Consider the following 20,730-nt stretch of genomic DNA (forward strand, 5'->3'; position numbering starts at 1 on the left):
TGCGGTGGGCGGAGATCAGGCGGCGGCGGCTCGGAGCGCGTCGAGCAGCGCGGCGACGTCCGCCGGCTCGTTGTAGACGTTGGGCGCCACGCGCACGGCGTCGCCGCGCAGCGAGACGGTGACGCGGCGCTCGCGGAGCAGGGCCTGCAGGCGCGCGGCATCCACCCGCTCCGGCAACCGCAGGCCGAACATGTGCCAGCCGCGCCACGCCTCATCCTCTACCACGTACCCCAGCGCCCGCGCCTCGGCGACGGCATCGGCCATCAGCGCGCGGCAGTACGCCTGCACGTTCTCCGGACCCCACCCCAGCAGCATCTCCAGCGAGGCGATCAGCATGGGCATGTACACCAGGCTGGCGCGGCCGCCCATGTCATAGCGCGCGGCGCCGGGCTGGTACTCGTCCTCGTAATCCACCAGCGCGGAGAAATCCTCGCTCCCCAGCCGGCCCAGCCACGTTTCCTCCAGCGGCCGCCCGCCGTCCAGGCGTGGGCCGTACCACGCCACGCCCAGTCCGTACGGCCCCATCATGGTCTTGTACGTGGCGCAGACCAGCGCGTCGGGCTGAATGCGCTGCAGGTCGAAGGGCATGGCGCCCACGGACTGCGTGGCGTCGATCACGAACATCGCGCCCACCTCCCGCGCCCGCGCGCCAATGCGCTCCAGGTCGAAGCGCGTGCCGTCGGCCCAGTGCACGTTGCCCAGCGCGACCAGCGCGGTGTCGCCGTCGATAGCCTGCAGCAGCCGCGCGTTCCACTCTTCGCCGCGCCGCGGGCTGCCGGCGGGCGGCTCAACCGCGCGCATCTCCGCACCCGTATCCGCGCACAGGCGGCGCCACGGGTACACGTTGCTGGGAAACTGCGCATGCGCCACCACCACGTTCTGCCCCGCGCGCAACAACAGGTTCTTCGCCACGGCCGCCATGCCGTACGAGACGGCGGGGACGAACGCCACGCGCGAGGGATCGGGCGCGTTGACCAGCCTCGCGAACAGTGCTCGCGCCTGGTCGGCGTCGGTGAAGAAGTCGGCCGGGCGGATGCTGGTAGGGTCGCGGCGGCGCAGCAGCGCGGCGATCCCCGCCTCCTCCACCGGGCGCGCGAGCGGGCTGAGGTACGCGCAGTTCAGGTAGTGCTCACCTTCCGGGAGCGAGAACAGGTGGCGCTGGCTGGTGAGCATGGTCTGATCGGCGGATGGGTTTCACTGCGTCGGCGCAGCAGAGTAGCGTGGCGGGATGAAGACCGCGAGTGGCCGGATGACGCAAAGGCTCCGGCGGGATGCACCCCGGCCGGAGCCCGATCCATTCCGCCGATGCGTTCACACGTGCGGATGATGGTGATGGCCCGTCATCGTCAGCGCGAGTGATGCCAGGCAGACGGCGAGGATCGCCAGCGCCGCGAGTGCCGGGTACGCGGGCCGCCGATAGGTGCCGTGCAGCTGAATGACGAAAAAAGCGGCCATGACCGGCAGGCTGTGCGAGAACGCCACGCATGCGGCCATGACCGCCCAGCACGACTTCACGCAGCCGCCTCCCGCGGCCACGCCCGACCGGACCGGGCCCGCATCCTTCCGCCCTCCCAACGAAGCGTGCGGCACCGCGTCCTGACCCGCGCCGTGCAGCCGCCGCCACGTGGGCGGAGCGAGCTCCCATAGCACCGCCGCCGCGATCGCCACGCTCACCGCCGTGGTTCGGCCCGCGACGGACGCCGTCATCTTCCACGCGGCGTCGATCGCGAACATCGCGAGCATCCACACCGCCAGGTAGCCGGCGATGTATCCGGCGAATACCCGCCGCGGAGCGAAACCGGAGCGTGCCAGCTCCGTTACGCTCCCGGCGGTGAGCGGCAGCATCATCGCGACGACCATCGCTCCCAGTCCGGCCACGTGGCGGGGCCAGCTGGGCGTCCCGGCGTGATCGGACCCCGTGGTGGCGAGGAACACCCAGGCGGCCGCGGAGATGAGCATCATCATCCACCACTCCGGCCGCGTGCTTGCCCCACGCAACCACCGGAGCGCACCGGCCGGACGGGTGCCGGGCGAATGCGTTGCGGCCGTCACGGATGGTGAGAGGTGCAGTTCGGCCGGGCCAGGCTCCATCATCATTCCGTATGCTCCATAAAGGATGACTCCAGATCATTCGGACACGCTGAGGTTAGACGGCCTGCGCGGCGGCGTTTTCCCCTCGTCGACAAGCACACCGGCGCATGGAGCGAGGCATGAAGCGGCGGAAGGCCGCGCCCATGGGGGCGCGGCCTTCCTGCAACGGCTTGTGGCGAAACGGTTTGTAAGAACCCGCTTACTCGCCGGGGAACGCGTAGCTGCTGCCGGGCGAGGAGCCCGGGCCGCCGACGCCGCCAAAGGTGTACAGCGGCAGGCCGCGCGCCTGCAGCTCAGCCGCGGGCACCGGGAAGTGCAGGAACGTGCCGCGGTACAGGTCGCCCCAGCCGCGCGCGTCGAAGTACCACGCACCGTAGTTCTGGTGGTAGTTCTCCATCCGCTTTTCCCACTTCAGCATCTCGAACAGGTTGCCGCAGCTGCCGTTGGGAAGCCGGGGCGTGCAGGTGGGGTTGAAGCCGGCCGCGTTGGTGGGCCGCAGGCTGTTGGGCACGCGCGTCTCGTTGATGATGTCCGCGGCCCCGGCCAGGTTGCCGGCGCGGAACAGGCCCTCGGCCTTGAGCAGGCGCAGGTCGCGGCCGCTGATCAGGACCGACGCGCCCTGGTCGCCCGGGGTTTCGTCCAGACGCGCGTCGCGGTACAGCGACCAGCGCCACGTGCCGCGGTCCGCGCGGGCGTGTCCGCGGGTGCCGCCGTACTCGATGTACTTGCCCGGGTTCTCGGCCTGCTCGGCGGCGGTGGCGCCCTTGGGGAAGCGGTTGTCCTTCGCCTGGATCAGGAAGGGCATGCGGCTCACAACCGGCGTGTTGACCCAGGCCTGGTAGGCGCCCGACTGGTCGGCCATGCCGCTGATGAAGTTGTTCACCTGCGCCCACACGCCGGCCGTCGTCGAGAAGAAGATGTAGTAATGGGTGCCGTGAATCCACACGTTGGGATCGGCGTTGATCGTCAGGTCCTGGCAGTTGGGGCCCGCGCAGGTAAAGCTGGCGTCCACGTCGGCGATGACGGCAGGCCAGTTGACCGCGGCGCGCTCGGCGGGGGTGCGGGCCACGCCGGCGCGCAGCAGCGCCTGGTAGCCGTTGATGGTCTTGAGGAACGTCGCCTTCGACATCCCCACGTTGCCGAACCACGACGCCGGGATGGTGAAGTCGTTGGCGGCGGCGATGGCGGCGGCGTCGTCCAGCTGGGCCAGCGCGGCGGCCATCACCACGCCGTACGGCTGCAGCGTGCGCGTGGCCGGATCGTCACCCTGTTCGCGCACTTCCGCCTGGTCGTAGGTCAGCGCCAGCAGGCCGTGGCCCAGCCCCTGTACAAAGCGCGCCCAGGCGCGGGCGCGCGCCGTGTTGTCGGCGCCCGTGCCGTCGTCGGTGATCTGGATGGCGTCGGGATTGGCGGGGTCGGTGGCGTTAAGCCCATCCACCGCCGCCTGGATGGCGATGTACGAGTTGTACCAGATCTCGCCGTACGTGGCCGCGTAGGCGTCGGTGGTGGTGTTGTTGATGGGCTCGCGCGGGATCTTCGACAGCTGGACCATGCCAAGGTTCGCCGCCATCGACGTGTGCTGGAATGAAGCCGTGCTCAGCACGAGGTCCGTTTGCCAGGTGTAGCCGTAGAACAGGCTGAGGTACGAGCCGGCGATCTGGGCTTCGACGTCCTCTCCGCCCGCGGCGGTGAGGTTCTGGCTCGGTTGGGAGGGAGCGGGCACCGTAACGTCCTCGCACGCACCCGCGCTTCCGAGAAGAAGCGCGCACAGACCGGTGGTCCTGAGTAGCCGCATGTGTTCTCTCCTGGTGGCCGCCGGGGCCGCGAAGGCCCGGGCGGCATGCTTGTATTCTGGAAGGGAGTTGTAATGCTGGGGCCCGCCTCGGTCCGACGGCGGGTGTGCCTCGTTTCTCGACCTCCTGTGTGCCGGCGGCCGGGGAGCCGTCGAGGTTTTTCGGTCACGTAACGGGGCGCGAACGACGTCGGGCGTCGTGCGCCGCGCCGGGTGGTCCAACGGACGTCGGGGGGACGCCGGGATTGCCCGAGTGGACGGCCTGCGCCTGCGGATCCTGTTTGCGCCAGCACCTCCTGCGACAGCGGGTGGCCGGGTCCGTAACGGGGAAAACCGCGCTTGCTCCGCGCTGGGTCTATCAGAACGTACCACTCTCCCAAACGTGACGGGTTACGGTGTGCGTTTTTGGACTGGCCGAGCCGCTGCGTCCGGTGCGTTACGGCCATGCTCGCTGGCGAGAACGGGTTGGATGCAGCGACACGGCAGCGCATCCCGTACGTCTCGCCATCGTGCAAACTATTGTATTTACTACGCATAACCCTGGGATCTCCCGCATCCCATCATGCCGCGTGACCACCTCAGAATGGTTCCCGAAGACCGCCGTATGAAGCGACGAAGGCCGTGCCGAGGGGGCACGGCCTTCTGGCCGAAGCGTTCGCAGGGTGGCCGATTACTCGCGAGAGTACGCGTAGTTGCTTCCCGGCGAGGTGCCGTTGCTGTAGCCTCCGGGACCGCCGAATGTGTACAGCGGCAGCCCGAGCACCTGCAGTTCACGCGCGGGCACCGGAAAGTGCAGGAACGTCCCCCGGTACAGGTCTCCCCAGCCGCGCGAATCGAAGTACCACGCACCGAAGTTGTGGTGGTAGTTCTCCATCCGCTTCTCCCACTTGAGCATCTCGAACAGGCCCCCACACTGCCCGCCTGGCAGCCTGGGGACGCAGCTGGTATTCAGCCCCGCCGCGGTGGCCGCGCTCAGGCCGTTGTGCACGCGCGTTTCGTTGATGATGTCCGCGGCCGCCTGCAGTTGGCCCGCACGGAACAGCCCCTCCGCCTTGAGCAGGCGCAGGTCGCGGCCGCTGAGCAGGATGGACGGACCCTGGTCGCCCGGGGTGTTGTCCAGGCGGTAGTCGCGGTACATCGACCAGCGCCAGGTGCCTCGGTCCGAACGCAGGTGACCGCGCGTGCCGCCGTACAGCAGGTAGCGCCCCGGATTCTGCGCCTGCGCCGTGGCGGTGGCGCCCTGGGGAAAGCGCAGGTCGGGGGTGACGATCAGAAACGGCGTGCGGGACAGCACCTGCTTGTTCAGCCACGTCTGGTAGCCGCCCGACTGGTCGGCCATGCCGTGGACGAAGTTGCTGACCTGCGCCCAGGCGCCGCTCTGCATCGCGAAGCCCATGTAGTAGTGGGTGCCGTGGATCCACACGCTGGGATCCGCGTCGATCGTCAGGTTCTCGCAGGTGGCGGAACCCGGGCACGGGAAGCTGGCGTCCACGTCCGCGATCACCGCCGCCCAATTTACGGCGTTGCGCTGGGCGGGGGTGCGGGCCACGCTGGCGCGGAGGAACGCCTGGTAGCCGTTGATCGTCCGGATGAACGTAGCCCTGGTCATCCCTACGTTGCCGAACCATGTGGCCGGAATGGTGAAGTCGTTGGCGGCGGCGAGGGCGGCGGCCGAGTCCAGCTGGGCCAGCGCCTCCGTCATCACCTCGTTGTACGGCTGCAGCGTGAGCTTTACCGGGTCGACGCCCTGGTCGTACACGAATGCCTGGTCGTAGGTCAGGGCCAGCAGGCCGTGGCCCAGCCCCTGGGTGAAGCGCGCCCAGGCGCGGGCGCGCGGCGTGTTGTCGGCGTCCGTCTGCTCGTCGATGATCCGGAAGCCGTCGGGGTTGAGCGGGTGGGTGGCGTTCAGGCCGTCCACCGCCGCCTTGATCGCCGCGTACGAGTTGTACCAGATCTCCTCGTACATGGACGTGTACGCGTCGGAGGTGGTGTTGTTGATCGGCTCGCGCGGCAACCTCGACAGTTGCACCGTGCCAAAGCTCGCCGCCGTCGTGGAGTGCTGGAAGGCAGTGGTGCTCAGCACCAGGTCCGTCTGCCAGGTGTAGCCCCTGAACAGGGTGAGGTACGAGCCGGCGACCAGCGCCTCCACATCGCCGGCGCTGGCGATGACGCGAGACTGGTCCGGCTGGTTGGTGTTGGGCTGCGTGAGGTCCGCGCACGCACCCGCGCTTCCCACGAGCAGCGCGCACAGACCGGTGATCCTGAGTAGCCGCATTTTCCTCCTCCTGGCCGCCGGGGCGCAAAAAGGCGCTGGCGGCGTAAGCCGTGTGGACCTGCGTTGGATGAGCCGCCGTGATCCTGCGCCCTTCCGGGCCGGACGACGGATGTGTCTGGTCTCTCCACCCGCTGCAGCGGGGAGGGTGGACACGGAATGGGAGAATGCGCGCGCGCTGCATTCAGCCTGTCACAACGCCCATCCTGTTCAGGATGTGACGGGTTTTGCCCGGGCCGCGGCCATGCCGGGCATCGAAAGTGGCTGGATGTCGGGGAACGACAGCGCGTTACGCTGTGCGGTGCTCGCCGCGTACGCCGCAGGGTGAAACGACGAAGGCCGTGCCCCGGGGGGCACGGCCTTCCTGTCGCGGGTCCGTGGCCGGGCCACGCTGCCGCTTACTCCCTGGGATACGCGTAGCTGCTGCCCGGAGACGTGCCTTCCGCGTACCCGCCCGGGCCGCCGAAGGTGTACACGGGCAGACCCAGCACCTGAAGCTCACGCGCCGGCACGGGGAAGTGCAGGAACGTGCCCCTGTACAGGTCGCCCCAGCCACGGGAGTCGAAGAACCACGCACCAAAGTTGTAGTGGTAGTTCTCCATCCGCTTTTCCCACTTCAGCATCTCGAACAGGTTGCCGCACTGCCCGCCGGGCAGTTTGGGGACGCAGCTCGTGTTGGTTCCCGTCGCGTCGGTCCCGTTCAGGCCGTTGTGCTCGCGGGTCTCGTTGACGATGTCCGCGGCCGCCGCCAGCTGGCCCGCGCGGAACATTCCCTCGGCCTTGAGCAGGCGCAGGTCGCGCCCGCTGAGCAGGATGGACGTGCCCTGGTCGCCCGGGCTGTTGTCCAGGCGATAGTCGCGGTACAACGACCAGCGCCAGGTGCCGCGGTCCGAGCGCAGGTGGCCGCGCGTGCCGCCGTACAGGACGTAGCGGCCCGGGTTCCCCGTCTGCTCCGTGGCGGTGGCGCCCTGCGGAAAGCGCAGGTCGGGGGTGATGATCAGGAAGGGCGTACGGGCCAGTACGTCCTTGTTCAGCCACGTCTGGTAGCCGCCCGACTGGTCGGCCATGCCGCTGACGAAGTTGTTCACCTGCGCCCACGCGCCGGCCTGGGTGGCAAAGCCGATGAAGAAGTGGGTGCCGTGGATCCAGACGTTCGGGTCGGCCTCCACCGTCAGGTTCTCGCAGGCCGTGGGGCCGGTGCACTGAAAGCTGGCGTCCACGTCGGCGATCACCGCCGCCCAGTCCACCGCGTTGCGCTCGGTGGGGTTGCGGGCCACGCCGGCGCGAAGGAACGCCTGGTAGCCGTTCACCGTCCTGAGGAACGTGGCCTTGTCCATCCCCACGTTGCCGAACCACGTGGCCGGGATGGTGAACTCGTTGGCGGCGGCGATGGCGGCGGCATCGTCCAGCATGGCCAGCGCCTCCACCATCACCTCGTTGTACGGCTGCAGCTCCAGCGCCGCCGGGTCGTCGCCCTGGTCGTACACGAACCCCTGGTCGTACGTAAGCGCCAGCAGGCCGTGGCCCAGCCCCTGGACAAAGCGCGCCCAGGCGCGGGCGCGCGGCGTGTTGTCGGCACCCGTCGCTTCGTCGATGATCTGAAAGCCGTCCGGGTTGCCGGGGTCGGTGGCGTTCAGGCCGTCCACCGCCGCCTTGATGGCCGCGTACGAGCCGTACCAGATCTCCTGGTACGTGCTGACGTAGGCATCGGAGGTGGTGTTGTTGATCGGCTCGCGGGGGATCTTGGAAAGCTGGATCATCCCCAGGTTTGCCGCCGTGGCCGTGTGCTGGAACGAAGCCGTGCTCAGCACCAGGTCCGTCTGGGCGGTGTAGCTGGAGTACAGGGCCAGGTAGGAGTTTGCGATCAGCGTTTCCACGTCTCCCGCGTCGGCGACGACGCGTGACTGGTCAGGCTGATTGAGGTTGGGCACCGTAAGGTCCGCGCACGCGCCCGCACTCCCGAGAAGCAGCGCGCACAGACCGGTGGTCCTGAATAGCCGCATGACGTTCTCTCCTGTAAGCCGCCGCGGCCCCAAAGGCCTGGCGGCATGCTTGTGTTGGGATGCCGATCGGCGTGGCGGGCCGTGAACGTGCGCCCGGCGCGATCAGCACAATGCGATCGACAAACGGAAAGCTCGCGTTCCCTGGTTCTCCTGGGTGACGGTGGATGGAAGCGGATCGCCAGGGATGTGGCCGATCCGCTGGGGCGCGAACGCCCTGGCTGTCCCGCGCCGCGACGGGCTTCGGTCAGCGTCCGGGTGGACGCCGGATGGCCCGGCCGGGGGACTGCCGTACGCCTGGATGGGATCTTGTTTCGCCAGCACCTCCTGCGGCAGCGGGTGGATGGAATCGGAACCGCGCGTTCCGCGTTGAGAACGGTCGGAACGCGCACCGGCCCCCCGGTCTGACCGATCGCCCGCGGAGCCAGCCGCGTGCGCACGGCTGGCGCATCCATCCCGCTCCTCCTGGGACAGCCGTGGTACCGCTGATCCCTGATGGAATCAGGCAAGTTGACGCCGTGCACGTAAGGGGTTAGGGTAGTGCCGCGGCGCTGTTTCTCGCCGAAAATCCCCATCACACAATGGAGCGATCCCTTGCTCGCACGAGCCCTTTCCGGCGCGGTGCTCGGCATCGACGCGTACCTGGTCACCGTGGAGGCCGACGTGGCCAGCGGCCTTCCCGCCTTCTATACCGTGGGGCTGCCGCAGGGCGCGGTAAAGGAAGGCCGCGAACGCGTGATCGCGGCGGTGCAGAACAGCGGCTACCTGATCCCGCCCAAGCGGGTGACCGTGAACCTGGCTCCGGCCGACATCGCCAAGTCGGGGAGCGGGTTCGACCTGCCGATCGCGCTGGGCATCCTGGCGGGGACGGGGCAGATGGACTCCATCGAACGCCTCGCGAAGTTCCTGCTGCTGGGCGAGCTGGCGCTGGACGGAGGGCTGCGGCCCATCCGCGGCGCGCTGCCCATCGCCATCGCGGCGCGGGCGGCGGGGCTTACCGGGCTGGTGCTGCCGAACGAGAACGTGGCCGAAGCGGCGGTGGTGGAGGGGCTGGAGGTGCGCGGCGCGGCGACGCTCACCGAGGTCATCCGCTTCATGCAGGGGTCGGCGGAGCTGCCGGTGGCGCGCGTGGACCGCGAGGCGCTGTTCCGCACCGCGTCCGCGTACGACGCCGACTTCGCGGACGTGAAGGGGCAGGAGCACGTGAAGCGCGCGCTGGAGGTGGCGGCGGCGGGGTCGCACAACGTGCTGATGGTGGGGCCGCCCGGCTCGGGAAAGACGATGCTGGCGCAGCGGCTGCCGGGGGTCCTGCCGCCGCTCACCTTCGAGGAGGCGCTGGAGACCACCAAGATCCACTCCGTCGCGGGGCTGATCGGGGGCGGCAAGTCGCTCATCATCGGCCGCCCGTTCCGGAACCCGCACACCACCATTTCCGACGCGGGGCTCATCGGCGGCGGGTCCAACCCGCGGCCCGGCGAGGTGTCGCTGGCCCACAACGGCGTGCTGTTCCTGGACGAGCTGGCGGAGTTTCGCCGCAACGTGCTGGAGGTCCTGCGCCAACCCCTTGAAGATTCAAAGGTTACGCTGAGCCGCGCGGCGGTCTCTCTCACGTATCCGTCGCGCTTCATGCTGGTCGCGGCGATGAATCCGTGCCCGTGCGGCTATCACGGCGACGGCCAGCGGCGGTGCACCTGCGGGCCGCTGGCGGTGCAAAAGTACCTGGGCCGCGTGTCGGGGCCGCTGCTGGACCGCATCGACCTGCACGTGGAGGTGCCCGGCGTGCGCTACCGCGACCTGGCCGACACGCGCGCCGGGGAGCCGTCGGCGGACATCCGCGAGCGGGTGGCGCGGGCGCGCGAGATCCAGCGGGCGCGGTTCGCCGGGCGCGGCGACATCTACGCCAACGCGCACATGACGCCGCGCGACATCACCTCGTTCTGCAGCGTGAACCAGGCGAGCGACGCGCTATTGCGCACGGCCATCGCGCGGCTGGGCCTTTCCGCGCGCGCCTACCACCGCGTCATCAAGATCGCCCGTACCATCGCCGACCTGGATGGCGGCGGCGAGATCACCAGCGGCCACATCAGCGAGGCCATCCAGTACCGCTCCCTGGACCGCGCCACCGCGGCCCCGCCCGTAGCCGCCTGAGGAGGAGGAACATGGAAATTCTTTCCCCAACCGCCGTCGTGATCGCCGGGATCAACGGCGCTGGAAAATCGACGGCCGCCGAAGTGCTCCTGATGCAGTTCGGGATCGACACGTACCTGGACGCGGACGCATTCGCCCGTGCACTGGCGGACGATCCCGCCCGGGCCGCGGTGACGGCGGGCCGCATTATGCGCGCGGAGATCGACCGTCTGCGAGACTCCGCGTCGAACTTCGCGCTGGAGACCACCATGTCGGGAATGTCGCTCCGGCGCACGCTGGCGGACCTGCATGCGTCGGGGTATCGGAGCCGCCTTCTGTACCTGTGGCTGCCCGATGCGCACATGGCCGTACGCCGCGTGCGGGGGCGGGTGCGGCTGGGAGGACATCACATCCCGACGGAGGATGTGCTGCGCCGGTACCTGCGGAGCGTACGGAACTTCGAGCGGATCTACCGTCACCTCGTGGACGAGTGGCGCGTCTACCATGCAGCCTTCAGCGGGTCAGGCGGGGGAGGGGTGATGATCGCTCGAGGGTGGAAGTCCGGGCGGGTGGAAGTGTATGATGTAAAGGCCTGGCGGGAGATCCAGGCACAGGCTGCACATGTTTCGGAAGGAGGAGGAGCGGATGAGTGAGAACCGCATCGACGAGGTCTGGCATGACGACGCGCGCATGCAGCGCATTCTGGACCTCGCGTTTCAGACGGCGGTGCGCCGGCACCGGGCCGCCAACGTTCCGATGACGGTGTGGCAGGATGGGCAGGTGCGGGAGGTATCCCCCTTCGACATCCCGCTCCCGGACGATCCCCCCGAGCCGCCGAAGCGCCGCGCGCACGCCGGCGACTGATTTCAATCGGCCACGGATCGGGTTCCCGGACTCGGGAAGAATCGCCTCGGCGCCTCACGCATGCCTGAGCGGCGTGCGTGAGGGATCGGGCTGAGCGGCCGATTCCGGATGGACGGACGCGGGCCCGGTATCTGATCCCGGGCCCGCGTCTTCATCTACCGCTCGTTCCCGTTTATCCGCGCCGCACCAGGCTTTCGCGGGTGAGGACGACGGGGTCGGCGGGGGTGCTGCCGAGCAGGTCAAGCAGCGAGGTCTGGTAGCGCTGGTCGGAGGGCACGTCGTGGCAGCGGCGGCAGCGCGCCTCGTACGCCTCGCTGCCGCCCACCTGGATCTGCGGCCCCTCGTACGGCGCGGGCGAGCCGTCCACCAGGCGCTGGTTGCGGGTGGCCGGGTTGCCGCACACCACGCAGATGGCGTGCAGCTTGTCCACCGTCTCCGCCACGGTGAGCACGCGCGGCATGGGGCCGAACGGCTCGCCGCGAAAGTCCATGTCGATCCCGGCGACGATCACCCGCACCCCGTTGTCGGCCAGCAGGCTGATCACGTCCACCACGCCGTCATCCAGGAACTGGATTTCGTCGATGGCCACCACCTGCGTGTACGGGTGCACGTGCTCGGCCACCTCAGTAGACGAGCGCACGGGAACCGCCTCGACACCCGAGCCGTCGTGGGAGCTGATGGTGCGCACGCCGGCGTAGCGGTCGTCCAGGGCGCTCTTAAACACCTGCACGCGGCGCTGGGCGATGAGCGCGCGGCGCACGCGCCGGATGAGTTCTTCGCTCTTGCCGCTGAACATTACGCCGGTGATGACCTCGATCCAGCCGCGGCCGTCGCCGTGGTACAGCGCGATATCTCTCAACTTGATTGCTGCGTTTGAACTTGCGGATGGGTTGGGAGGCAGCGGGAGGGTTCCGCCGAGGGGGAAGTTACCCCGCCGCCGGGGTGACTGGCAAGCGGCGGCGACGGCGGATCGACGCCATGGATGCAGGACAAAGGAAATCCCCGGAGAGGATGCTCTCCGGGGATCAATCGTTCCAGGGCAGTGAGCCGATCAGCGAAGTCCCGGACCCGGCCTACCGCTTCTTGTTGCGGCGCTCGAAGACGACCTGCTCGTCCACGATCATGTAGCGGATCATCCGCTCGCGTGCTTCGGGGAACGCCTCGGCGCGGTCGCGGAACAGGTCGTTGGAGACGATGACGGCGTCCAGCTCGCGGGCGAACGCCAGCAGAAAGTAGTCGGCGTCGGTCCCGGCGGGGGCCTGCTTGATCTTTCCCTCCTCCACCCGCCGCTCGTACCCCTCCTTGTCGTCGATTTGGTGCCGCAGCGCGGCGTCCGCCACCACGATGGGCTCGTAGCCCTCGGAGATCAGCTTGCGCACCACCAGCTTGATGTTGGCGAGCCGCGCTTCGTCGCCCTCGCTGCTGTGCGCCACGTTGCTGCCGTCCACCAGCGCGATGGGTAGCGCGTCGTCCACCGCCTGCGCGGTCTCGTCGGCCTGCTCGGCTTTATCCGTCATGTGTGTCCCGTCGCCCGTCGTTTCGGCCCCGTCGCGGAAGGAGGGGCGCCTGACATCAGCACAGGCGGTGCCACGGCGGGCGGGTGTGAGGGTGTGAGGGTGTGAGGGTGTGAGGGTGTGAGGGTGTGAGGGTGTGAGGGTGTGAGGGTGTGAGGGTGTGAGGGTGTGAGGGTGTGAGGGTGAACGGGTGAACGGGTGAACGGGTGAACGGGTGAACGGGTGAACGGGTGAACGGGTTGGGGAGCACTCCACATATCCACACGCCTCAGCCATCATCATCATAATACGGAATCCGGGAAAACACCTGCCATTCTGAGGGAGCGCCCTCGTCGGGCTTTCGGGAACGCCACGATGCCAGTGGCGCGACCGAAGAATCTCTCTCCCCTCGCGCGGAATCCCTTTCCGGGCAACGCCCGGGAACCCCGTCGTGACGGAAAGAACCGCGTGTTTCAGCATGGAGATTCTTCGGTCGGCGCCATGCTCCTGAGCGAACGGAGAGCGCTGCGCGGCGCCTCCCTCAGAATGACAGTTTTGTCGGATCTGGTATCACATCACACCTCCGGGGCGGGCGCGCTCATCACCTGCCGCACCTCGATCGGCATGTTCAGCGGCGCGCCGCCGGGGCCGGGGGCGGCCGAGGCCTTTGCCGCAATCTCCCAGGCGCGTTCTGGCGTGTCGACCTCCACGATCCAGTAGCCGGCCAGGAACTCCTTTGCCTCCGGGAACGGCCCGTCCGTCACCGGCTCGCCGTTCTTTCCCGCCCGCACCAGCTTCGCTTTGCCCGGCGGCGTGAGGCCCTGGACCTCCACCCACTCGCCGGCTTCGCGGATCTCGGCGTTCAGGCGGTTCAGGTGATCCATGTGCGCCTGGAAGTCTTCCGGGGGCCAGCTGAAGATCTCGTAGTCCCCTGTCCCGCGCGGCGTGTGCATCATCAGCATGTACTTCATGGTTGCTCTCCTTTGGGTGCCGTGACCGGCGGTTGCGCTGGAGCCGTCGACCGTCGCCTGCACCCGTAGTCGGAGCCGGCGTCACGTCCTCTACATCGCGCATCGGCAGCTACCGCGGGGCAAACGCAAAAAGGGCGCGGGGATGGTTTCCCCCGCGCCCTTCTTGCCACGGCCCGCGGGCTGCCCGCTACTGCACGGCCGGGCTCAGCAGCCAGTCATGCTCCCACAGGCCGCCGTGCCCGTGCTGGCGGAGCACCATGGCGACCTGAGCCCAGTGGCGAATGCCGTGGATGAGCGAGTGTATCAGGACGGTGTGCGCCCGCGACTCGATGCGGCCCAGTTTGCGGGTTTCGGAGACCAGAACGCGGTCCAGCGCCTCGGCCGACGCGTCCGCCAGGTAGCGGCCGCGCGTCGCGTTCGCCGTGTGGTGGATGTGCCAGAGCTGCTCGACGGTTCCGTCCGCCAGCTCGTCGTAGCCGCTGACCGCCTCGCCCACCAGGCGCTGGGCATAGCGCAGCTCCACGGCAAAGATGTGCTTGACCAGCGTGCGGACCGTCCCGTCGGCGCCGGGGCCCAGGGGAAGGTCCAGCACCTCGGGCGGCACGGCCTGAAACCAGTCCCTCCACCGCTCCGTCTCGTGCTCAACGTACCCCGCCAGCGTGCTCAGCTCCAGAACCTGCGCCTGCATGGCCGCAACCTCCGTTGGGGGATGGGATGTCTCGTGCGCCAGCCGTTTACGGGCGGCATGATACGATCCGGCATAAGGGCGCGGTCAGGCGACGTGGATCCGCAGCTCCGGCGCGGCTTCCGCGGCGCTCCCGGTCCACTGCAGCTCTTCGCGCAGCACGCGGATCAACGATGCCAGCACGGGCTCGTCCTGGCGCCCGCCGGCACAGGCGGCGTACCACGTGCGCCACAGACCACCCTGGCCCAGCGGCAGCACCGCCAGCCGGTCCAGCGAGCCCTGCGCCTCCAGGATCCACCGGGGCACGATGGCCACGCCGTAGCCGGCGCGCGCCATCTCCACCACGGCCGCCGTCGCCGGCATCTCGATCGTGCGCCGCGGACGCACGCCGGACGGCTCCAGGAACTCCCGCTCCATCACGCCCCGGCCCGGCTCGGCGTAGTGGCACAGGAGCGCTTCGGCCGCCAGGCTCTCCGGCGCAAGGTGCGGCTCGCCCGCCAGGCGGTGGTCCGTGCTGACGATGGCGACGATCTCGTCGCGAAACACGTCGGTCCGGTGAACGGCGGCCGGATGCGGTGGAACGCTGTACGCCAACGCCACGTCCACGGCCGCCGTCTCCAGCGCCCCCCAGGGATCCCGCGTGGCCTCGGGAACCAGCTGCACCTCGACGCGCGGAAAGCGCTCCCCGAACACGCGCGCCACGCGCGGAAGCCAGTGGTAGCACATGTAGCATTCCGTGCTCACCCGCAGCGCGCCAGCGTATCCCTGCGCCAGCAGCCGCACGTCGTGCTCGGCGCGCTCCAGCTCGCGCAGCACCCGCTCGGCCGACTCCAGCAGCCGGCGCCCCTCGCGCGTAAGCTCCATCCCCCTGGGGTGCCGGCGAAACAGCGCCGCGCCCATCCGCGCCTCCAGCTTGCCCAGCTGCCGTGTAAGCGCTGGCTGCGACAGGAACAGCCGGCTGGCCGCCCGCGTGAGCGTCCCCTCCTGGTGGATCGCCTGCACCATCTCCAGGTGCCGCAGGTTCAGGATCATCGTGACAGGTCGTAAAGCGGACAAACGCGGCGAGCGGCCGCCGTCTCCCAGAATAGGGTGATGGCGGCCATTCGTCCAATGCATTGTTCGGATGATGACGATGCAACCGCGTCATGGACATATGCCATGCCCGCACCACCCCCGCGCCATCCGATATCGGTATTGGACGTCCGTGCGCGGCTGCCTCCACATTCCGGAGGAGCCCGACGCGCTCGGGGTTCGGCGGGAACCCGGCATCGCCGGGGGATTCGCACGGTTCGAGGCCTCGACCGCGCGTGAGAGGGTGCAGCCAAACCTCATCCGCTCCCCGGAGGCCCGGTGTCATCCTGAGAGGGTGTTGTGAAACTCGGTTCTTCGTACGGCAGCGCACAGTCATCCTGAGGGAGCGCCACGGGTAACCTTCAGGAACACAAGAGCTTACGCGCGACCGAAGGACCTTCTCTCCGCCACCGTGAGGCAAGATGCGGGGCATGAAGCCAGCCTCACGCTTCTGCCGGCAAGGTCCTTCGGTCGGCGCCAAACTCCTGCGTACAAGCAGGATACGGCGCGGCGCCTCCCTCAGGATGACTGAGGCGGTTTAGCCACCCTCTGCGCCTGAGGGAGTTCGCCACATCACCGCGCGGCGCGCCACACGCCGCGCACCACCGCTGCCTACGATGAGCTTCGACCTGAGCGCGCAGGTGCCGCTGCTGGAGCGCACGCCGCAAGTGTTGCGCGCAATGCTGGAGGACCTGCCCCCCGAATGGATCCATGCCGTCGAAGGCGCCGGGACGTGGAGCCCGTTCGCCATCGTGGGCCACCTGGTGCACGGCGAGCGCGCCAACTGGATCCCGCGGGCCCGGATGATCCTGGAGCACGGCTCCGGGCGGACGTTCGCGCCGTTCGATCGGGAGGCGCAGTTCCGCGACAGCGCCGGCAGAACACTTACGGAGCTTCTGGACGAGTTTGCCCAGTTGCGGACGGAGAACCTGGCGACCCTCGCCTCGTGGCGGCTGGACGGGCAGAAGCTGCGGCTGGAAGGGCTGCACCCGGAGTTCGGACGGGTGACGCTGGGCCAGCTGCTGGCCACCTGGGTAGCCCACGACCTGGGCCACATCGCCCAGGTCGCGCGAGTGATGGCCAGGCAGAACCGGGAGGCGGTGGGCCCGTGGCGGGCGTACCTGCCGGTGCTGGACCGCTGACCACCGGTCCCTTCCCCGCCCTCCCGGCACGCGCGCCACGCACGGCTGGCGGCGTCGCGCTTTTCACATCCACATGACCACGACATGGACACGATACCAAGCGCCCGCTCCATCGATCCACCCCTGGCGCCGGAGACGCTGGCGGTGCACCCGTGGGCGACCGCGGCGGGGCGGCCCCGGGGGCACCGCACGCTGAACGCGCCCCTCTTTCTCACCACGCAGTGGGAGGGCGGCGATCTGCCGGAGTTGGCGGATCACTTTGCGCGCAATCCGGATCGCGGGTTCTACACGCGCTTCGGCCATCCCACCGTGCGCCTGGCGGAGGAGCGGATCGCCGCGCTGGAGGGCGCCGGGGACGCGCTACTTTTCTCATCGGGGATGGGCGCCATCAGCACCTCGCTGCTGGCTGTGCTGCGCGCGGGAGACCACGTGGTCGCGCACCAGGCGATCTTCGCCCAGACCATCCAGTTCCTGGAGCACCTTTCCGCGTCCGCCGGCGTGCGGGTGAACTTCGTGGATGCCACGGACCCGCGGCAGGTGGAGGCGGCGATACGCCCGGATACCCGGCTGCTGTACCTGGAGACGCCGTCCAATCCCGGCATCGACATCCTGGACATCGAGTCGCTCACCCGGCTGGCGCACGCGCACGGCGCCCTGGTGTTTGTCGACACCACCTTCGCGGGACCGATGATCCAGCGTTCCCTGTCGCTGGGCGCCGACCTGGCGATCCAGTCGGCCAGCAAGTCGCTGGCGGGGCACGCGGACGTGCTGGCCGGCGCCGTCGCGGGGGGCGCCGCGCTGGTCGGGGACATCCGGAAGATGCGGGTGCTTACGGGGCCCAGCCTGGATCCGCACGCCGCCTGGCTGCTGCTGCGCGGGATGCAGACCCTTCCCCTGCGCGTGCGCGCCCAGTCCGAAACCGCGGATGCCGTGGCGCGGCAGCTGGAGGCCTCCCCGGCGGTGTCGCACCTGCGCTATCCGTTTCTCCCCTCGCACCCGGGGTACGAGGTGGCGCGGCGCCAGATGGCGCTGGGCGGGGGGATGGTATCGTTCGCGTTCCGGGGCGGGCTTGAGGCTACGCGCCGCTTTGTGAACGCGCTGCGGTGGATTCCGCTGGCCAGCAGCCTGGGCAGCGTGTACACCACGCTGGAGGTGCCCGAAGAGCTGGACTTTGCGCTGGAGGAGATCGGCGACCGCGCCGCGTCGTTCGCCATGCCCGCCGGCCTGGTCAGGCTTTCCATCGGCGTGGAATCGCGCGACGACATCGAACGCGACATCCAGCGGGGCCTGGACGCGGTGGAGAGCATAATCCCCGCCCCGCATGCCCTGGCCGAGCGGGGGGGATAACTCCGACGACCCCGCTGCCCCTACGGCCGTCGTGCAGGCAAGGGCCTTTCGGTCGGCGCCCGACTGTCGTGTCCACGCAAGCTGCGGAGCGGCGCTGCCCTCAGAATGACCGTCAGGATGCGAAATTTCTCGACGCCCTCTCCGAGATAAACAACATCGGAAGGTACAGAGGGACTGAGAACAGCCAGAGCAACAGAGGTGATCCGCATTCTCTCCTCTGTTCCTCTGGCTGTTCCCTGTTTCTCTGTACCCTGACCTCTGTTTCCTGTAGTTCGTCTGAGATGAGGTGTTTTGCCGGATGTGGATCTGGTATCACGCAGCGCGCGGCGCGGGTTGATCCAGCGCCCGCACGGCGGGAAGATACTCCGATGGCATGAGCAGCCACTGGATGATGGAGCGCAATCCGGCGCGGACCAGGATGGGGTAGAGTCGAACCAGAGGCCGCAGCCACGCCGCGCGCTTCAGCCGCAGCAGGCCTCGCACGTGCTCCGGCGTCAGGATTGACTGAAGGCGAAGCAGCAGGTGGTAGCGCCACAAACCAAGGTGCTCTCGATACTGCGCGTACAGCGCCTTCGTCCCCTCGCTGCGCAGCAGGTCGTGGCGGAGGTGAAGCTCGCGATCGATCCTCCATGCGGCGTACGTCTCCGGGAGATCGGGGATGCCCAGGCCGATGCCCACGCGGAAGAACACCTCGTAGAGCTCGTGCTGTTCGGCGGCGGTCAGCGGCCGCGCGAACGTCTCATGGGCGCGCTCGGAGTAGTCGATGAGCATGTAGAGCACGTCGCGGTGGGCCCAATCCGGGATCTGCTGCCCGCGCTCGCGCTCCACCGTCTGGTGCACCGCGCGGATCCGCGCCAGCGTGCGCGCGGCCGTCGCTGCATCGGCAAAGACGATCCCCTGCGCGTAGCCGGCCGTGGAGAACAGCCGGCCGATGGGATCGGCGGGCAGTTTTCCGGTAAAGAACAGCCAGTCGACGGCACGATTCAGCGCGAACTCGGCGGCGGATCCGGCAAAGACCAGCAGGATCATGTCTCCATCGCCCCAGATCCTCCGCACGATGGAGTTTCGATCGACGAAATCCACGGCGCCCTCGTGGCAAGCACCTCCGGACGGAAGCACCGCCGTGGCCGCCGCCGAATCGTATGCCCGTCCGCGCGTGTGCGGCCGTGGCAGGGCTTCAGTTCTCAGTCTCCACCTCCTTCACGTCGTCGAACCGCGCCAGGCGCGACCAGCATGGGATGATCGCATCGGCCAATCTCCGCGCTCCACCTACCGCCTCCACGCCCATCCGACCGTCACCCGGGCGTACGGCCCGGCGATCGATGCCTCCGGACCTCCCACCACGGTGTGCTCGTACGCATCCCACTCCGAACCGAACGCGGCGGCCAGGTAGCCGGCGCGCACGCCGATCAGCGGGCCGCGGCGGCCGCGCGGCAGGAACTCCGCGCCGGCGCCCAGGTCCACCACCACGCCGTCCCGGCTCAGCACGTTCGTGCGGTCGGGAACCGTTGTCTCCCCCGCCAGCACCTCCTCGAAGTCCACCGTGTCCGAGCGGTCCACCCACAGCCCCATCCCGCCCACACCAACGCCCAGCCGCGGATAGACCCGCGCCCGCGGCGACACGTTCACCATGTAGCCGACGCCCAGCGTAAGGTAGCCGCCGCCTAGCCCCACCTTGCGCCCCTCGTGCGCCTCTTCGCCGATGATGAGCCCGTTGAACTCGCCGCCCAGCATCACCCCGCTCGACAGGATGCGGTACCCGCCAAAGCCGACCGACACCGCGGTGCCGCCGAACGCCGGATAGCCGCGCGCCGCAAGCCAGTCATCCAGCTCCCCCGTCGCGATCCCCGACCCGCCCACCGCGATGAACCCGGCGCCCGGCCCCAGCAGGTCCGCCTGCGCCTCCGCGGACGCAGCCCCGCCCGCGCCAAACGCCAGCGCCAGCACCCCGGCCGTCGTGATCCGCCGTGCGATCCCTCTCACAATCTCTCCAGTTCCTGTTCGCCTGTGTAACGCATCGTCCGGAAATCGCTATCATTCTGGGCGGAAGTCGAAGAGCCTCGACCCTCCCCGTCATCCTGAGGGAGGCGCCGCTCCGCGATCTGCTGATACACAACGCCTTCGCGCCGACCGATGGACCTTGCCCGCAGGACCAGGAGCCTTGAACGGCTCCCTGGGGGCTGGGTTTCGCGCGACCCGACAAAGATCCTTCGGTCGCCCGCAAGCTCTGTGGTTGAGGAAGTCGCGGGGGTGCGCTCCCTCAGGATGACACCGTTCGTCGAAGTCCGTATCGACAGACGTCGATACCGACGCCGGACGGCTTCGTTGGCATCCTTATTGTGCGCCCTTCACCTGCCACGCCTCCGTGGCCACCGCACCGCCATGGCTGGCTTCCAGCTCCTGGATGGCGCGCGCGCAGGGCCACAGCACCGTGGCACCCACCACGCCAAAGGAGCAGTCGATCAGCCGCCAGTACAGCGGAATCTCCCGCACCGCCCCGGCGATCAGGGCCAGCGGAATGACTCCGGCGCACGCAATCAGGCCAAACGTGACCACCCAGCGGTTCCGCACCGGGTCGCGCCACGGGCCCACGAAGGCCACGGCAATCACCAGGTGGGCAAACGCAAGCCAGTCGTATCCGTAGGCCAGGAACGGGTACCGTTCGTTCGTCGCGATCAGCGCGTCCCGCACGGTGACCAGCCAGCGAAGCACGCCGGTGACGTCCTCCGGCCGCGTTCCGGGCCCGGCGCCCAGCGCGCCGGTCAGCCAGCGGATCTCCGTCTCCAGCGGAAAGGCCGTCACGCCGCTGACGACCAGCCCCGCGATGAACAGCAGGAGCAGCAATCGCACTCGCCGTTCAAGCTGCTCCGTCCGG

General features: G+C 68.9%; 19 protein-coding genes. 6 read left to right on the plus strand and 13 right to left on the minus strand.

Annotated elements, in window-relative coordinates; genetic code table 11:
- Window positions 1-15: 15 nt before the first annotated feature.
- The 4 genes from ACOJUJ_RS01765 to ACOJUJ_RS01780 all read right to left on the minus strand — a co-directional run bounded on the left by ACOJUJ_RS01765 (window position 16) and on the right by ACOJUJ_RS01780 (window position 6,158).
- Window positions 16-1,173 (minus strand): aminotransferase class V-fold PLP-dependent enzyme, encoded by a 1,158-nt coding sequence (locus ACOJUJ_RS01765; protein ID WP_420125122.1) that lies wholly within the window; start codon window positions 1,171-1,173, stop codon window positions 16-18.
- A 138-nt stretch (window positions 1,174-1,311) separates the two neighbouring features.
- Window positions 1,312-2,097 (minus strand): DUF2182 domain-containing protein, encoded by a 786-nt coding sequence (locus ACOJUJ_RS01770; protein ID WP_420125123.1) that lies wholly within the window; start codon window positions 2,095-2,097, stop codon window positions 1,312-1,314.
- A gap of 193 nt (window positions 2,098-2,290) precedes the next feature.
- Complete coding sequence (locus ACOJUJ_RS01775; RefSeq protein ID WP_420125124.1) at window positions 2,291-3,886, minus strand: hypothetical protein; 1,596 nt, start codon at window positions 3,884-3,886, stop codon at window positions 2,291-2,293.
- A 667-nt stretch (window positions 3,887-4,553) separates the two neighbouring features.
- On the minus strand, window positions 4,554-6,158 hold the full coding sequence (locus ACOJUJ_RS01780; RefSeq protein ID WP_420125125.1) for a hypothetical protein: 1,605 nt from the start codon (window positions 6,156-6,158) through the stop codon (window positions 4,554-4,556).
- A gap of 145 nt (window positions 6,159-6,303) precedes the next feature.
- On the opposite strand from ACOJUJ_RS01780, the gene ACOJUJ_RS01785 reads away from it, so the two are divergent.
- Window positions 6,304-6,483, plus strand: coding sequence for a hypothetical protein (locus tag ACOJUJ_RS01785; protein ID WP_420125126.1), 180 nt, complete (start codon window positions 6,304-6,306; stop codon window positions 6,481-6,483).
- A 70-nt stretch (window positions 6,484-6,553) separates the two neighbouring features.
- On the opposite strand, the gene ACOJUJ_RS01790 is transcribed toward ACOJUJ_RS01785, so the two are convergent.
- Entirely contained in the window at window positions 6,554-8,158 is a 1,605-nt protein-coding gene (locus ACOJUJ_RS01790) for a hypothetical protein (protein WP_420125127.1), read from the minus strand.
- Between the two features lie 591 nt (window positions 8,159-8,749).
- On the opposite strand from ACOJUJ_RS01790, the gene ACOJUJ_RS01795 reads away from it, so the two are divergent.
- Genes ACOJUJ_RS01795 through ACOJUJ_RS01805 form a run of 3 tightly spaced genes read left to right on the plus strand, consistent with a single transcriptional unit; the run spans window position 8,750 to window position 11,146 of the window.
- Entirely contained in the window at window positions 8,750-10,303 is a 1,554-nt protein-coding gene (locus ACOJUJ_RS01795; protein WP_420125128.1) for a YifB family Mg chelatase-like AAA ATPase, read from the plus strand.
- A gap of 11 nt (window positions 10,304-10,314) precedes the next feature.
- Window positions 10,315-10,935: a zeta toxin family protein gene (locus ACOJUJ_RS01800; protein ID WP_420125129.1), complete on the plus strand. Its 621-nt coding sequence runs from the start codon at window positions 10,315-10,317 to the stop codon at window positions 10,933-10,935.
- Window positions 10,928-11,146, plus strand: a complete 219-nt coding sequence (locus ACOJUJ_RS01805) for a hypothetical protein (RefSeq protein ID WP_420125130.1) — start codon at window positions 10,928-10,930, stop codon at window positions 11,144-11,146. Before ACOJUJ_RS01800 ends, ACOJUJ_RS01805 begins: the two co-directional genes overlap by 8 nt.
- 172 nt (window positions 11,147-11,318) lie before the next feature.
- Here the strand turns inward: ACOJUJ_RS01805 and ACOJUJ_RS01810 are convergent, their stop codons facing one another.
- From ACOJUJ_RS01810 to ACOJUJ_RS01830, 5 genes are all read right to left on the minus strand, one after another.
- Window positions 11,319-11,990 (minus strand): thymidine kinase, encoded by a 672-nt coding sequence (locus ACOJUJ_RS01810; protein ID WP_420125151.1) that lies wholly within the window; start codon window positions 11,988-11,990, stop codon window positions 11,319-11,321.
- A gap of 229 nt (window positions 11,991-12,219) precedes the next feature.
- Entirely contained in the window at window positions 12,220-12,663 is a 444-nt protein-coding gene (locus ACOJUJ_RS01815) for an NYN domain-containing protein (protein ID WP_420125131.1), read from the minus strand.
- 551 nt (window positions 12,664-13,214) lie between these two features.
- Window positions 13,215-13,610 (minus strand): YciI family protein, encoded by a 396-nt coding sequence (locus tag ACOJUJ_RS01820; protein WP_420125132.1) that lies wholly within the window; start codon window positions 13,608-13,610, stop codon window positions 13,215-13,217.
- A gap of 187 nt (window positions 13,611-13,797) precedes the next feature.
- Window positions 13,798-14,298 (minus strand): DinB family protein, encoded by a 501-nt coding sequence (locus tag ACOJUJ_RS01825; protein WP_420125133.1) that lies wholly within the window; start codon window positions 14,296-14,298, stop codon window positions 13,798-13,800.
- An 84-nt stretch (window positions 14,299-14,382) separates the two neighbouring features.
- A complete protein-coding gene (locus ACOJUJ_RS01830) occupies window positions 14,383-15,327 on the minus strand; it encodes a LysR family transcriptional regulator (protein WP_420125134.1) in 945 nt (314 codons plus the stop codon).
- Between the two features lie 656 nt (window positions 15,328-15,983).
- Between ACOJUJ_RS01830 and ACOJUJ_RS01835 the strand changes: the two genes are divergently transcribed.
- Complete coding sequence (locus ACOJUJ_RS01835; protein ID WP_420125135.1) at window positions 15,984-16,508, plus strand: DinB family protein; 525 nt, start codon at window positions 15,984-15,986, stop codon at window positions 16,506-16,508.
- A gap of 84 nt (window positions 16,509-16,592) precedes the next feature.
- Window positions 16,593-17,855 (plus strand): trans-sulfuration enzyme family protein, encoded by a 1,263-nt coding sequence (locus tag ACOJUJ_RS01840; RefSeq protein WP_420125136.1) that lies wholly within the window; start codon window positions 16,593-16,595, stop codon window positions 17,853-17,855.
- A 312-nt stretch (window positions 17,856-18,167) separates the two neighbouring features.
- On the opposite strand, the gene ACOJUJ_RS01845 is transcribed toward ACOJUJ_RS01840, so the two are convergent.
- The 3 genes from ACOJUJ_RS01845 to ACOJUJ_RS01855 all read right to left on the minus strand — a co-directional run bounded on the left by ACOJUJ_RS01845 (window position 18,168) and on the right by ACOJUJ_RS01855 (window position 20,705).
- On the minus strand, window positions 18,168-18,974 hold the full coding sequence (locus tag ACOJUJ_RS01845) for an oxygenase MpaB family protein (protein WP_420125137.1): 807 nt from the start codon (window positions 18,972-18,974) through the stop codon (window positions 18,168-18,170).
- Window positions 18,975-19,124: 150 nt separating this feature from the next.
- Window positions 19,125-19,838, minus strand: a complete 714-nt coding sequence (locus ACOJUJ_RS01850) for a hypothetical protein (protein WP_420125138.1) — start codon at window positions 19,836-19,838, stop codon at window positions 19,125-19,127.
- Between the two features lie 351 nt (window positions 19,839-20,189).
- Entirely contained in the window at window positions 20,190-20,705 is a 516-nt protein-coding gene (locus ACOJUJ_RS01855; RefSeq protein ID WP_420125139.1) for a hypothetical protein, read from the minus strand.
- Between the last annotated feature and the right edge of the window lie 25 nt (window positions 20,706-20,730).

The sequence above is a fragment of the Longimicrobium sp. genome, from assembly GCF_048594345.1.
Classification (GTDB): Bacteria; Gemmatimonadota; Gemmatimonadetes; order Longimicrobiales; family Longimicrobiaceae; genus Longimicrobium.